Source organism: Arsenicibacter sp. R0_47 (genome assembly GCF_057652235.1).
On sequence record NZ_JBYFCJ010000005.1, the window covers coordinates 318,438 to 333,793 of the forward strand.

Annotated in this window: 10 protein-coding genes; 6 read left to right on the forward strand and 4 right to left on the reverse strand. The window is 54.6% G+C overall.

Going from position 1 to position 15,356, the window contains the following annotated elements:
* Positions 1-91 precede the first annotated feature (91 nt).
* The 4 genes from AC23NW_RS12780 to AC23NW_RS12795 all read left to right on the forward strand — a co-directional run bounded on the left by AC23NW_RS12780 (position 92) and on the right by AC23NW_RS12795 (position 3,902).
* Entirely contained in the window at positions 92-1,390 is a 1,299-nt protein-coding gene (locus tag AC23NW_RS12780; protein ID WP_487449938.1) for an O-acetylhomoserine aminocarboxypropyltransferase/cysteine synthase family protein, read from the forward strand.
* Positions 1,391-1,460: 70 nt separating this feature from the next.
* Entirely contained in the window at positions 1,461-2,510 is a 1,050-nt protein-coding gene (locus AC23NW_RS12785; protein ID WP_487449939.1) for a homoserine O-acetyltransferase family protein, read from the forward strand.
* A gap of 7 nt (positions 2,511-2,517) precedes the next feature.
* The gene (locus AC23NW_RS12790; protein ID WP_293841998.1) at positions 2,518-3,111 is read left to right on the forward strand and encodes an SGNH/GDSL hydrolase family protein; all 594 of its coding nucleotides are present in this window, start codon (positions 2,518-2,520) and stop codon (positions 3,109-3,111) included.
* 62 nt (positions 3,112-3,173) lie between these two features.
* On the forward strand, positions 3,174-3,902 hold the full coding sequence (locus AC23NW_RS12795; RefSeq protein WP_293842001.1) for an esterase family protein: 729 nt from the start codon (positions 3,174-3,176) through the stop codon (positions 3,900-3,902).
* 69 nt (positions 3,903-3,971) lie between these two features.
* Here the strand turns inward: AC23NW_RS12795 and AC23NW_RS12800 are convergent, their stop codons facing one another.
* The 4 genes from AC23NW_RS12800 to AC23NW_RS12815 form a co-directional block, all read right to left on the reverse strand.
* Complete coding sequence (locus AC23NW_RS12800; protein WP_487449941.1) at positions 3,972-5,042, reverse strand: M42 family metallopeptidase; 1,071 nt, start codon at positions 5,040-5,042, stop codon at positions 3,972-3,974.
* Positions 5,043-5,132: 90 nt separating this feature from the next.
* Complete coding sequence (locus AC23NW_RS12805; protein WP_487449942.1) at positions 5,133-7,505, reverse strand: TonB-dependent receptor; 2,373 nt, start codon at positions 7,503-7,505, stop codon at positions 5,133-5,135.
* 201 nt (positions 7,506-7,706) lie between these two features.
* Positions 7,707-10,346 carry an MGH1-like glycoside hydrolase domain-containing protein gene (locus AC23NW_RS12810; protein WP_487449943.1) on the reverse strand — a complete coding sequence of 880 codons (2,640 nt, stop codon included), beginning with the start codon at positions 10,344-10,346 and terminating at the stop codon, positions 7,707-7,709.
* A gap of 20 nt (positions 10,347-10,366) precedes the next feature.
* Positions 10,367-11,170: an SDR family oxidoreductase gene (locus AC23NW_RS12815; protein ID WP_487449945.1), complete on the reverse strand. Its 804-nt coding sequence runs from the start codon at positions 11,168-11,170 to the stop codon at positions 10,367-10,369.
* A gap of 234 nt (positions 11,171-11,404) precedes the next feature.
* On the opposite strand from AC23NW_RS12815, the gene AC23NW_RS12820 reads away from it, so the two are divergent.
* Together AC23NW_RS12820 and AC23NW_RS12825 are read left to right on the forward strand one after the other, a co-directional pair.
* Positions 11,405-13,030 carry a M1 family metallopeptidase gene (locus AC23NW_RS12820; RefSeq protein WP_487449946.1) on the forward strand — a complete coding sequence of 542 codons (1,626 nt, stop codon included), beginning with the start codon at positions 11,405-11,407 and terminating at the stop codon, positions 13,028-13,030.
* A 42-nt stretch (positions 13,031-13,072) separates the two neighbouring features.
* A complete protein-coding gene (locus AC23NW_RS12825; RefSeq protein WP_487449947.1) occupies positions 13,073-15,349 on the forward strand; it encodes a fused MFS/spermidine synthase in 2,277 nt (758 codons plus the stop codon).
* Positions 15,350-15,356 lie beyond the last annotated feature (7 nt).

Sequence of the window (15,356 nt, forward strand, 5' to 3'; positions counted from 1 at the left end):
TCTGAAATCGGGAGCGTTTTCAGTAGACCGGCGCCTGCATGTGCTTGTGCTGCATGTATAGTTCATCATTTCTTTTCATTTTCCTATAATCATGGCCGATCAATTTCATTTTGACACCCTCCAGCTTCACGCCGGACAAGAGGTAGACCCAACAACCAACTCACGGGCTGTACCCATTTATCAAACCACGTCGTATGTATTCAACAGCTCGGAGCACGGAGCTGACCTGTTTGCCCTGAAGGCGTTCGGAAACATATACACCCGCATTATGAACCCGACAACTGACGTGTTCGAAAAGCGGGTAGCGGCCCTGGAAGGCGGCGTGGCTGCACTGGCCGTGGCATCGGGACAGGCGGCGCAGTTCATCGCGCTGAACAACATCCTGAATGCGGGGGATAACTTTATTTCGACGGCATACCTCTATGGCGGTACCTACAACCAGTTTAAGGTCTCATTCAAACGCCTCGGTATCGACGTTCGCTTTACAGAAAACGAAAGCATCGAGAGCTATGAAAAGCTGATCGACGACAATACCAAAGCCATTTATGTTGAAACCATCGGCAATCCGGGCTTTAATATTCCGGATTGGGAAGGGCTGTCGGCACTGGCGAAGAAACACGATATTCCGCTGATTGTCGACAATACCTTCGGGGCGGGTGGTTATCTGTTCCGGCCCCTGGAACACGGTGCGGCGGTTGTCGTCGAATCGGCAACGAAGTGGATCGGCGGTCACGGAACGAGCATCGGCGGGGTAATTGTCGATGGCGGTACGTACGACTGGGGTAACGGCAAGTTCCCGCAGTTCAGCCAGCCGTCGCCGGGCTACCACGGACTGGTCTTCTCTGACGTATTCGGGGTAAACGGGCCGTTCGGCAACATTCAGTTTGCGATCCGGGCACGGGTGGAAGGTCTCCGCGACTGGGGTCCTGCCATTTCACCGTTCAACTCGTTTATGCTGTTGCAAGGCATTGAAACACTGTCGCTCCGCGTTGACCGGACGGTGCAGAACGCCCTCGCTCTGGCGCAGTGGCTGGAACAGCACGAACTGGTTGAGTACGTAAACTATCCGGGACTGGAAAGCAGTCCGTACCACGAGCGGGCAAAAAAATACCTTAAACGCGGATTTGGCGGGGTGTTTATGTTTAAGCTGAAAGCGGGTAAGGATGCCGCCGACCGCTTTGTAAACAGCCTGAAACTCCTGAGTCACCTGGCCAACGTCGGGGATTCAAAATCGTTGATTATCCATCCGGCCTCGACAACGCACCAGCAGTTGTCGGAACACGAGCAGGCGGCCGCCGGTGTAGAACCGGGCTTGCTGCGTGTATCGGTTGGTACGGAGCATATCGACGACATTAAAGCTGATTTTGAACAGGCCTTTGCCCAGCTGTAGGCCTGCGGCATATTGTTAGATCTACCTACGGTCAGCCGGCGAAAGCCGGCTGACCGAAACTGTTTAAGTTTTGAACTACTTCGACTACAAATATTCTTTCCCTCTCGAAGCGGGCGGAACGTTGCCGGGCTTTCGGCTGGCTTATACCACCTATGGTACGTATAAGCCTGAAGATCCGAAAAATGTGATCTGGATCTGCCATGCCCTTACCGGCAATGCCGATCCGGCCGACTGGTGGAGCGGGTTAGTGGGTCAGGGAAAGTTTTACGACCCGGCTCAGCATTTCATCATCTGTGCCAACGTCATTGGCTCCTGTTACGGGTCTACCGGCCCGCTCTCGGTTAATCCGGAAACGGGCGAACCGTTTTATCACGATTTCCCGACCATTACCATCCGTGACATGGTCAACGCACTGGACCTGCTGCGGCAGGAACTGGGTATTGAAAAAATATACAAGCTTATCGGCGGTTCATTGGGTGGGCAACAGGCGGTTGAATGGGCCATTCTGCACCCGCGCCTGGTCGAAAACCTGATCCTGATTGCGTCTAATGCGGTTTTTTCGCCCTGGGGCATTGCCTTTAATGAGTCGCAGCGGATGGCGATTGAAGCCGATCCGACCTGGTTCGAACGCCGCGACGATGCGGGCGTGAATGGTATGAAAGCTGCACGCTCGATGGCTCTGATTTCGTACCGAAACTACGATACCTACGGCTTTACACAGGCCCTCGATAACAACGAGCAACTAACGGATTACAAGGCTGCCAGCTACCAGCGGTATCAGGGTGAGAAAATTGCCGCGCGTTTTAATGCCTTTACCTATCGGGTTCTGACAACGGTGATGGATTCCCATAACGTGGGCCGTAACCGGGGCAGTATCCTGAATGCCCTGGCACAAATTAAAGCCAATACGCTGGTGGTCGGTATCCGCTCGGATATTCTGTTTCCGCCGTCGGAGCAGCAGTTTCTGGCCCGGCATATCCCGAATGCGGTGTATGAAGAAATTGACTCGCTGTACGGACATGACGGGTTCCTGATTGAGTTCAAGCCGTTGGCGGGACTGATCAGGAAATGGATGAACAGCATCGGACAGGCAAAGAAAAAAGAACAGCAAAGCGCGTAACGAGGGAATGTTCTGGTACGAAGAAGAAGTCCGGCAGCTTGAACGAAAAGTAACGAACAAACCACCCCTGGTTGGCCGGACAGTATTTTACGGCAGCTCATCGATCCGGTTATGGTCGTCGCTGGCGGCAGATTTTCCGGAGAAAAAAACGCTGAATCTGGGCTTTGGCGGTTCCACACTGGCGGCCTGCACGTGGTTTTTTGAACGGCTGGTGGTGCCCGCCAAACCGTCGTCGATCGTATTCTACGCGGGCGATAATGACCTGGGCGATAACCGTCATCCCGAAGAAGTCTACCTGTTTTTCTGCACGCTGGTCGATAAAGTGGCGCAGCACCTGCCCGGCACCCCGCTGGTTTATCTGGCCATTAAGCCAAGTCCGGCGCGGTGGGCCATTGTAGACCGGATCCATTACACCAACAAAATTATTTCCGAAAAAATACAGGAATTGCCTCATTGCCAGTTTGTTGATCTCTACACGCCCATGCTGAACAATCATGGATTACCGCGGCGGGAGCTGTACGAGGCCGATGGACTGCACCTGAACCCGAAAGGGTACGCGCTGTGGCGGGATGTGTTGTTGACGAGCGCCGTTGCTTTTTAACGATTTCTTTACAACCGATTACCCGAAAACTACCGAAATTCGGCCGTTGAACCGAACTTGTTATGCACCGCGAGTATCACGAATGGTATAGCCCGAACCTCGGCCGGAAGATGGAAATGTTAATCTTCGGGCATGCCGGTGCCCGAGTGCTGGTGTTTCCGACGCGTTGCGGCCGGTTCTACGAATACGAAAATTTCGGGCTGGTGGAGGCATTGGCCGATAAGATTAATAACGGCTGGATTCAGCTGTTCTGTGTCGACAGCATTGATGCGGAGAGTGTGTATAACGTATATGCACCGCCCAATGACCGGATCAGGCGGCATTTACAGTACGAGCAGTATATTCTGGACGAGGTATTGCCGCTGACACGGGTGAAAAATGATCAGCCGTTTATGATCTCACATGGTTGCAGCCTCGGTGCGTTCCATGCCATGAACATTGCCCTGCGACACCCGCATCTGTTTGGCCGGGTTGTTGCGTTCAGTGGCCGGTATGATTTGTCAATGGCTGTTGATGATTTCCGGGGCCTGTTCGACGATGAATATAACGAAGACATTTACTTCAATACGCCGATTCACTTCCTGCCTAATTTACAGGAAGAATACACCCTGAACCTCATCCGCCGGATGCAGATTACCTTTACTATCGGCGATCAGGATCCGTTCCTTGGTAACAACATGGCCCTCCGCGACATCTTCCACGAAAAACAGATTCCCCACGAATTCTACGTCTGGCAAGGCCGCGCCCACAAAGCCAAATACTGGCACAAAATGGTACAGATGTACCTCTAGGAATTGGTGATTGAGCGAATGAGTGATTGAGTGAACTAGCCACTCAATCACTCATTCGCTCAATCACCACTATTTTATGTATCTGAAATCCTCATTGCCTTGTAGCGCGAGGAGTGTCTGGTACATGAGCTGAATCACCGACTGTACGTCGTCTTTGTGGACGGTTTCGACGGTGGTGTGCATGTACTTCAGGGGCAGCGAGATCAGGGCGGAGGCGATGCCTTCGGTGGCGTAGGCAAACGCATCAGTATCCGTACCGGTCGACCGGCTGACGGCCTGCCGCTGGAAAGTAATGCTGTTTTTATCGGCTACGTCAATGATGAAGTCCAGTACGTTGTTCTGCACCGCCGGACCGTAGCAAAGCACCGGACCGCCGCCCGCTTTGAGGTCACCCTGCTCTTTTTTGTCGTAGCGCGGCGACTGGGTGTCGTGCGTCACATCGGTACAGATGGCCAGGTCGGGGCGCAGGCGGCGCGCGATCATCTCGGCACCCCGCAGCCCGATTTCTTCCTGTACGGCATTGACGATGTAGAGCGTAAACGGCAGCGTAACGTTGTTTTCTTTCAGCATGCGGGCTACCTCGGCAATCATGAAACCACCCATGCGGTTGTCGAGGGCACGACCAACGTAGTACCGGTCGTTCAGCTCGAACAGGCCATCGACAAACGTGCAGACGGTTCCGACATGGATGCCCATTTCGGCCACTTCCTGCTTGTTGGCGGCGCCCACGTCGATGAACAGGTCAGTTACTTTCGGAGCGGTGTCCTTTCCGAGGTCGCGGACGTGGATAGCCGGCCAGCCGAAAACACCTGTAACAACACCTTTTTTCGTGTGCAGGTTAACCCGCATCGACGGTGCAATGACGGCATCCGACCCACCGTTGCGGCGGACGTAAATATAGCCGTTGTCGTCGATGTAGTTCACGAACCACGAAATCTCATCCGAGTGGGCTTCGATCACCACTTTATACGGTTGTCCCGGGTTAATCACCCCGACGGCCGTGCCGTATACGTCAACAATGTACTCGTCAATGTATGGCTTCAGATAGTCAAGCCAGATTTGCTGCCCCGGGGCCTCAAAGCCGGTCGGTGAGGCATTGTTCAGGTAAGTATAAAGAAACGCTTTACTTTGATCGGTCATGGTACTATGTAAATATCCCTTTTTCCAAACCAACAAAAAACGACGGACTTATAAAAGAGCTCCGGCGTTTTTATGCGGCTGGAACGATTGTTAAAACACAATCCGATAGCTCAGTATGGGTAACAGGCCGGTCATGTAGTAGGTTTTAGTGTTGCCTGAGCGGGGTTCGAAATACTGCCCAAAGACGTTCTGCCGGTTCGTTACGTTCTGAATGTCCAGCGACAACGTGCGGGTGGAATGCTGTTTGTTTTTCTTCCAGCTCAGCCGGATGTCCGTCCGGAAATAGTCGGGAATTTTCAGCGTATTCGTCAACGCATCCACGTAAACCGTCTGCTGCTGCCGCTGCGATTCGGCGAGGTTGATGGGCGTGTCGCGGTAACCGCCGAAATACGTCAGTTTGACGTTCAGCCCCAGCACACTGTTTTTGAACACACCCGTTTCGCCCATGATAAACTCTTTGCCGGCCAGGAGGTTAGTCGCGTAGTTGCCGTCGTAACGGGTACTGCGCCAGATTTGGTCCGAGCCCTGGTATTCGGAGCGGTAGAGCGACGCTGACCACAGGAAATACAGGTTATGATGCAGGAACTGCTCCAGGGTCAGCTCCGCGCCGTAATTGCGGCCCTTACCGGTATTGGCGAATGGTCGCACCGAAAAACCATACATCTGGTTAACGGTCGAAAAGGCGTCGCGTGTCCCGGCGCTGACCGGCAGGTTAAACAGCGCCTGATAGTAGGCTTCGGCCTTCAGCCGCAGATGGTCGTTTATGGAGTAGTCGTAGGCCAAAACCGCATGGTGCGATTTGCTGAGGCCCAGGTGCCGGTTGGGAGCATTCAGGCTGCCGTCGGCGGCTGGAAGTTTGATAAAATACAGGGCCGGATTCTGCAACTGACTGTGCAGGCCATACCCGAGGCTAAGCGTATGTTTCGGCAAAAACGCCCACCGTATCGACGCGCGCGGTTCCACCGAATGGGTGCTGTTGAGCAGAAAGCCGAGGTAATGCAACCCCGCATTCAGCGTTACCTGCTCCGACAAACGGTAGTTCCACTGTCCGTAGGCTTGCAGGGTGTAAGCCGTCTGGTTATTAATCGAAATCATCGTCCGGATTTGTTGCAGGGTATCAATCCACGCATTATTCAGCAGGTCGTACCGGATTTGTGCACCAATCAGACCAGTCCGGAAGGTGTTTTTGGCGTTGAGTTTGTAGGTCAGCACGCTGGAAATGGTCCGGCGCTGCACGGTATAGCTGTCGTCTTCGCGGCGTTGCGGTTTGAGCTCATCGGTCAGGTACGTACCTTTGAGCCCGTTGCGGTAGCCCGATGCCAGCACAACCGTTTTCAGAAACGCTTTGCGGCCGATATTCAGTGAATGGGTGGCTCCGACGGCCCCCGTGTTGGCATAGTACGTCTCGCTGAGACGGTCAAATTCACTTGTCCATGCCGTCGAGTCGCGGTTGGCTTCGATATGCTGGCTGCTTAGTCCGCCGAAACCAAACAACGTAAAGGTTCCTGCCTTACGGGTAGGCAGATACATGTTAAACGACAGGTCTTGAAAGGTGGTAACGCCCGACGTCACGTTAACCCCGACCATCGACAGGATACCCAGCGTTGAATACCGGTAGTTGAACAGGTAAGACCCCTTATAGTGCTTCGAAAACGGCCCTTCCGACGAGACATCGATGCCCAGTACACCGGCCTGCACCGTGCTTTCCCGCTTCTGGTTATTGCCCCGGCGGAGCTTGAGGTCAAACACACCGGAGAGCGCGTTGCCGTATTCGGCGGGAAAAGCGCTGGTCATAAAATCGGAGTTGGCGAGTAACTGAGCGCTCAGGATCGACACCCCGCCGGCGGCCGACCCGATGTTGGCAAAGTGGTTCGGATTCGGAATCTCTACGCCTTCCATCCGCCAGAGCAGGCCGTTGGGGGCGTTTCCGCGAATAACAATCAGATTATTGCCGTCGTCGGCCCCGACCACGCCGGCGTAGGCAGTGGCCATGCGGGCGGGGTCATTCACGGCAGCTGCAAACCGCTGGGTTTCTTCGACCGAAAAGGTACGGGCCGATACCGTAGCCATTTCATTCAGCGGCTTGTCTTTTTCGAGGGTTGGCTTTACGGTTACCTCCGTCAGCTGGTTGATGGTTTCTTCCAGATTGATGGTCAGAACCAGTTCTTTACCGGCATCCACCACTACACTGGTCAGGACAGCGTCTTTATAACCGACAAACGAAATTTTCAGCGTGTGACGGCCAACGGGCACCTGCGTTAACCGGAAGGTACCGTCAGATTCGGTCAGTGTACCTTTGATCGGGGAGAGGCTGACGAGTGCCACGGTTGCCCCCGGAACCGGCGTCTGTAAACTTTGATCGACGACCGTACCCCTGATTGTCTGGGTAAACCGGGCTTGTCCGTAGACAACATTTGAGCAGAAGAGGAGGGCAAAAAAGAGGAAACTACGCTGTGCGTTCATGGGGTGATGTTGTTGTTTACCACCCCATGACAGCCGCAAGCGTGCTTACCCCTACTTAGTTTTAAATGAATAATGAGTAATGTTTTTAATGAATAATGATTTCCCGGCCATTTTTTTAAATTATCCATTATCCATTATCCATTATCCATTATCCATTATCCATTATCCATTATCCATTATCCATTATCCATTATCCATTAATCACTCCCATTCCCACGCATCGTCATTAATCAGCTCGGCGACGACGGCGGTCCAGCCGGTTTGGTGCGAGGCGCCGATGCCATGAGCCGTATCGCCGTGAAAATATTCGTAGAACAAAAGCAGGTCCTTATTTTCAGGTCTCTGGTAAAAATCAGCATATGGGCCGTGGACAAGCCGCTGCCCCAGTGACGACTGTGAAAAGATGTGTACCACCCGTTTCGCCAGCTCGTTGGAGACCTGTTCTAGGGTCAGAAAATTGCCGGACCGGGTCGGAAATTCCACTTTGAGCGAGTCGCCGTAGAACTGATGGTATTTTTTCAGGGATTTGATAAACAGGTAGTTGATCGGCATCCAGACCGGTCCGCGCCAGTTTGAGTTGCCGCCGAACATCGACGAATCAGAATCGCCCGGATTGTAGCGGACACTGTAGACCTGCCCGTCGAGCTGAATCGCATAAGGGTGCTGCTCGTGGTATTTGGACAGGGCCCGGATACCGCCCGCCGACAAAAACTCGGTTTCGTCGAGCAGGATTTGCAGCAGTTTTACCAGTCGTTCCTTCGAAACCAGCGACAGGATAATATCGCCTTCGTCGGAGGTTTGTTCGTTGGGCAGGGGCTTGCCGAGGCGTTGGTGGTATTTGTGAAAATAATCCATCCGTTTCAGGAAATCGGAAAGGGGACCGCACTTGCTGCGCTTGATGACCGAAACGGCAAAAAGCACCGTTAGCCCCACCACCGACCGCACTTTCAGGCGGGTAGCGTCGCCGTGGGCCGGATAGAGTACGTCGTAGTAAAAGCCGTCTTCTTCGTCCCACAGCTCCTGATTCAGCGATTCGGCAATCAGGATAAAATGCTCGTAGAACTTCGTGGCAACATCCTCAAACGTCGGGTCATAAACCGTGATTTCGAGGGCGATGTCCATCATATTCAACGCATAAAGCGCCATCCAGGCTGTGGCGTCGGCCTGTTCGAGCAGGGTGCCCGGCGGCAGATGGCTGCGGTCGATGACCCCGATATTGTCGAGGCCAAGGAAACCACCCGAAAAAACGTTGTTTTCTTCTTCGTCGTGGCGGTTGGCCCACCACGTAAAGTTGATGAGCAGTTTCTGAAAGATGCGTTTCAGGAAGTCAACATCGGCGTGGCCGTGGATGGTGCGTTCGATGCGGTAAACGGAAAGGGCCGCCCAGGCATGTACGGGCGGATTGACATCCGAGAAGTTCCATTCGTAGGCCGGAATCTGTCCCGCCGGACTCATGTACCACTCCCGCATCATCAGAATCAGCTGGTTCTTGGCAAACAACGGGTCGATCATCGCCATCGGCACGCAGTGAAACGCCAGATCCCAGGCGGCGTACCACGGGTATTCCCATTTGTCGGGCATCAGCAGCACATCTTCGTTGTTGAGGTGCGTCCAATGGTGATTACGGCCCAGAATGCGTTCGGACGGTGGCTTTGGTAAGCCCGGATCACCCATCAGCCAGCGGGGTATGTCATAGTGGTAATACTGGCGGCTCCACAGCAACCCGGCGAGGGCCTGCCGCTGGATATTTTTCAGGTCTTCGGGTGCGTTAACGGGAGCCATGCGGTCATAAAAGGCGTCGGCCTCCTGCTTCCGTAACGAAAAAGCCTCGCTGAAAGCGGCATCAAACGGACTGGAAAGCGATTCCTTACAAAGCCGGAGCGACAGGGTGACCGTGGTCCCGCCCGCCACATTCAGCGGGTAGACCGGTGCAAACTTGGTCCCGGTTTGCTGTTGCTGCAAGGCATCAGGGAGGTAGCTGTTCTGTCCGGTCAGCGCATCATGGAAAGCGTCTTTTACAAACGGCGACCGGTTCGGAATGCCGTAGAGCCGTAAGGTATTCGACTCATTTTCGGTCATGAATGCCGTCTCGGTTGGCTGATAGTAGAGCCGGTACTGACCGGCTTTCGCGTGCATCAGCACCACTGATCCGGCCGTGCCGGTTTCGGGCTGGCGGGTAATGACCGGCTTCGGATAGTCCGTCTCGAAGGCCCAGCGGTTGCGGCACCAGAGCGTCGGCAGCACATGAATCGGGGCGGTTTCGGGACCCCGGTTCGTGACCGAAATCCGGATACAAATGTCCTCTGCATGTACCTTCGCATACTCCACGACCACGTCGAAATACCGGTTTTCGGAAAAAACGCCGGTGTCCAGCAGTTCAAATTCCGGATCCTGACGCGTCCGGCGGGCATTCTCCTGCCGGAGCTGTTCGTAGGGAAATACCGCCTGCGGGTATTTGTACAGAAACTTCATGTACGAATGCGTCGGCGTGTTGTCGAGGTAGTAATACAGTTCCTTAACATCCTCACCGTGATTGCCTTCGTAGTTGGTCAGCCCGTAGAGCCGCTCTTTCAGGATCGGATCTTTGCCGTTCCAGAGCGCCAGCGCAAAGCAAATGTGCTGGTGATGATCCGAAATACCCCCCAGCCCGTCTTCTCCCCAGCGATACACGCGCGAACGGGCGTGGTTGTGCGGGAAAAAATCCCAGGCATTGCCGTCGGCGCTGTAATCTTCGCGGACCGTTGCCCATTGGCGGTCAGACAGGTAGGAACCCCATTTTTCGAGGGGTACTGATTTTTTGGCGTTCTCCAGGAGCCGCGCCCATTCCGCTGAGTTAGTCATTGTGTAAGCGTTTGAACAGCTCAGCCGCCGGTGGCGAAGCTTTCGAAAACGGTCATGCCCCCGTCAATCAGGATACTGGTGCCGGTAATGTAATCCGAATCGTCGGAAGCCAGAAAAACGGCCAGCTTACCGATGTCGCCCGGTTGGCCGATGCGGTTATACGGGATGAGCGACATCAGGCTGTTCAGGGCCTGCGGCGTTTCCCACGCCGGTTTATTGATCGGCGTCTGGATCGCGCCGGGGGCAATGCTGTTGACACGGATTTTGCGGTCGCCGTATTCCTGCGCCAGCGATTGCATCAGGAGTTTTACCCCGCCTTTTGAGGCCGCGTAGTTGACATGGCCCGCCCACGGAATCACCTCGTGCACCGAACTCATGCAGATGATTTTACCGGTAGCGAGCGAAACTTCCGGACGCGGACCGCGGCGCAGAAACTCGCGGATGGCTTCGCGGGCGCACAGAAACTGACCGGTCAGGTTGATGTTGATCACGGTCTGCCACTGATCCAGGGTCATTTCATCAAATTTGGCGTCCTTCTGCAAACCGGCATTGTTCACCAGAATGTCGATGGTGCCAAAGTGCTCAATGGCTTGCGAGAACATGGCCTGTACCTCGTCTTCCTTGCTGACATCGGCCTGAATGGCGATTGCCTGACTGCCGGCGGCTTCAATCTGTACGACAACTTCCTGTGCGCCTTTCAGACTTGAGCTATAATTTACCACCACATTAGCGCCTGCCTGCCCGAGTGCGAGCGCCACGCCCGCGCCGATGCCCGAGCTGCCTCCTGTAACCAGAGCCGTTTGTCCGGCTAATTTCTTCTCCATATGTTCATTGAGTGAGTTAGTGATTGAGCGATTGAGTGTACAGCCCTACCCGCATTAACCGGAAACAAAACATTCAATAGTCAATTTGTTGGGTATTGCATTAGTTGGGTAACCGGCACCCGTAGCAAAGGTTATTGATTGTGTGCTATTTTAGCGAAAATTTAATGATCCAAACAGGGGTCACTACAGGTATTCAACTGACATTTGACCGAACGGGTCATACAGGCACTAATTATGAACAGATACCTTTTCGTTTTGCTGCTGGCTGTCTGGGGCCAAAGCTATGGACAGTCGGCCTACCAGCAACCGGACATAGATGTGTTGTTCTATCATTTTTCGCTGACGCTGTCGGATGCCTCCGATCAGATCAGGGGCGAAACCCGTATCCGCTTCAACCGGCGGACGGATCAGACGAACCCCATCTGGTTTGACCTGGCGGGACCGGCGTCGGGGACCACCACGACCGGCATGCGGGTCACCGGAGTATCGACCGCCGACGGGAAAGACGTGGCCTTTAGCCACCGGCAGAACCGCGTGTTCCTGACACTGGCCGGTCAGCCCAATATTCCGCAGGAAGTACTGATCCGCTACGAAGGGGTGCCGGAGAAGGGCTTGATTATCAGTAAGAATAAATTCGGCGACCGGACATTCTTCGGTGATAACTGGCCTAATAATGCCCGTCATTGGCTGCCGGTCGTTGACCATCCGTCGGATAAGGCCACCTGCGATTTTATGGTGACCGCACCGGCCCGATACCGCGTTATTGCCAACGGCAAACTGGTCACTGAGCACGTCATGCCGAACGGGCAGAAACTCACCCACTGGCACGAAGGAACGCCGATCCCGACCAAAGTCATGGTGATCGGCGCGGCGCAGTTTGCGGTTGAAGAGGTCGGAAACGTGGCCGGCATTCCGGTGCAGAGCTGGCTGTATCCGCGCGATAGCACAAAGGGATTTATCGACTACAAACCTGCCCGCGCCATGTTGCAGTTCTTCATCGACAAAATCGGGCCGTATGCCTATGAGAAACTGGCCAATGTAGAGTCGACGACGATGTTTGGCGGCATGGAGAATGCCAGCTGTATTTTTTACAACGAAAAAGCGATTGTCGGCCGCAAGGATATAAACATGGAGGCGCTGCTGGCCCACGAAATTGCCCATCAGTGGTTTGGTAACTCGGCGTCGGAGGCAGACTGGCCGCACGTCTGGCTCAGCGAAGGGTTTGCCACCTATTTTTCGGCTCTGTATCTCGAACATGCTTACGGGCGTGACACGCTCAATCGCATCCTGAATACCAACAAAGGGCAGGTATTCCGGTTTGCTGGCCTGCGCCCTAACGGAACAATTGTGGACTCAACAGCCACGGATCTGATCAGTCTGCTGAATCCGAATTCGTACCAGAAAGGCGGCTGGGTATTACACATGCTCCGCCATGAAGTGGGCGATGAGGTATTCTGGCAGGGTATCCGTGCGTATTATGCCCGCTACCGCGACAGCAATGCCCGGACCGCCGGCTTTCAGCAGATCATGGAAAAAACGGCCGGCCGCTCGCTGGATACGTTTTTCCGGCAGTGGCTCTATCAACCCGGCTATCCGGACCTGAGCTGGCGCTGGCGGTATGACGCCGCCGGAAAAACGCTGGTGATTAGCGTAACGCAGCAACAGCCCGCGGCCACTACGTTTACCTTACCGCTGGTATTTAGTTTGCAGGACGGCGTTAACCGTGACTTGGCGCGTTCAGTCAGGGTGGTGCTCGACAAGCGGCAGCAGGAGTTCACCATCCCGCTGGCGCAGAAGCCGGTACTGGTTGTGCTCGACCCCGATAATACCGTACTGATGAAAGCGGTGCAGGCAAAATAATGCCATTAATATTCACTACTCCCACATAGCTTACCTATCCAAATGACCAATGTTTTACCGGCGGCCAAACGGCCTGTACTTATCCTGTTTGTCTTATTTTTCCTTTCCGGCTTTGCCGCCCTGCTTTATCAGGTCATCTGGCAACGCCTGCTCGTTTTTTACACTGGTTCAGATACCGTCAGTATCAGCCTCATTGTTTCGGCCTTTATGACCGGTCTCGGGTTAGGATACCTCGTCGGCGGGCGGCTCGCCGACCGCGCTACGCCGGCCATAAACCTGCGCTATTTTGTCGGTGCCGAAGTCGGCATCCTGCTGTTTGCCGCGTTCAGTAAAGCCATTCTCTACGATTACCTGTTTCAGTCGGCGCCCGATTTCGGGGATAATACCCTTGTGCTCTACGCAGTGGTGTTCGGGGTATTGCTGGTCCCGACATTTCTGATGGGGTTTTCCTTACCGGCACTTTCTAAAGCGTTCCGGTTTGCCGACGGCACCGAACAGGCCCGTTACATCAGTCTGCTGTACTTTGTTAATACGCTCGGGGCGGCGGTCGGGGCATTCGTGACCGGATTTGTGCTGGTACGGCAGATGGGCTACGCCTCATCCATCTGGGTCGGCGTGGCGTTTAACGGCATTTGTGCCATCGGGGCGCTCGGGCTTGGCCGGCAGCAACCGCAGACCGGAGCGGATACCGCTTCGGGTCCGGAAATCGGCAGCCTGACCTTTACGCCCATGCTGACCCTGTGGTCAACCCATTACTTTCTGTCCGGGCTGGCAGCCCTGTCGCTGGAACTGATCTGGTTCCGGGTTCTCGAAACGCTGATTAAGTCGGTGTCGCTGACGTTTTCGGTTTTGCTGGCCATCTACCTGGGTTCCATGGCGATTGGTACCTGGGTAGGGGTACGGCTGGTGAAAGGCCGCGCCTTTCAGGTGCCCGCCCGCCGTGAACGCCTGTTTCTGATTGCACAGATCATGCTGTACGGCTATACTGGCTTGTCGGTCGTGATCTTTATCGGTAGTGTCAGTAACGTACCGGCCCTGCGGTTTCTGTGGGATTATTTCCTGAGCGGCGAGCCGGTGCTGAACGCGCGGTTTATGTTGTTCACCTACGGCCTGATTCCGGTTTTTCTGCTGTTCATTCCGACGTTCATGATGGGGTTAAGCTTTGCCGTTTCGCAGTCGCTGATACAGGACCGGTACGAAGAAGTAGGGCGTAAAGTGGGCTGGCTCCAGTTTATCAACATCGTCGGGTCGGCGGTCGGCGCGTGGTGGGTGACCTGGGTTGGGTTTCCGCTGTTCGGGTCAGCTGAACTGCTGCGGCTCATTGCAGGCCTGAGTCTGGTCTACGGGTTTGTGCTGTTCTACCGGAAGCATATCCATCCGCTTGCCATGATTGTGCTGGTGATTGTGCAGCTGCTGGCTATCCTGACCATTCCGGATAACAACCGTTTCTGGCAGCTCATGAACGGGGTGCGGTCAGAGAAACAGATTTTGTTCAATGAAAACGAATCAGGTGTATCGGTTATTAAGCTCGATAGCAATCAGCGCAGCGGCGTTGTATTTGTGAACGGGCTGGGGCAGAGTGGATTGCCGTTTTATATTGACGAAGTGCATACCCTGCTGGGCGGCCTGCCCGTTATGATTCACCCGAATCCGGAAAAGGTGGCGGTCATCGGTCTGGGGTCAGGCGGGACGGTGCAGGGGATCGGTGGCCGGGCCGAAACCCGCCGGATCGATTGCTTTGAGATTGTGAGTAATCAGGCACAGCTGCTGGCCGAATACGCCGCCGTTGCCAATGACCGTGCTGTAGACTATGTGCTGTCCGACAAACGCCTGCAACTGATTTTCCGCGACGGCCGGTATGCCCTCCGGCAGCGGCCGGATCTGTACGACGTGATCGAAGCCGATGCACTGCGGCCCTCATCGGCGTTTTCGGGCAATATTTACTCTAAGGAGTACTTTGAATTGCTGCGTTCCCGGCTGAAACCAAAAGGCCTGGCGGTTACGTGGTGTCCGACGGGCCGTGTGCTGAATACCTTCCGACAGGTATTTCCATACGTTCTGTACGTAGAGCATCTGGTGCTGGTCGGGAGCAACGAACCGATTCCGCTCGACTGGGCTGCTATTGAGCAACGCGCCACGAGCACGTTCAGTAAGCAGCATTACGGGACCGCAAACGTGGATCTCTGGAAGCTGATCGGCAAATACCGGCCGGTGACACAATTGCTGCCCCGGCCAACGATGGTTCAGGCTGAGATTAATACGGATCTGTTTCCCAAGGATGAATACAGCATCCGGCAACGGGATAAGGTTGGGTATTAATCACTGA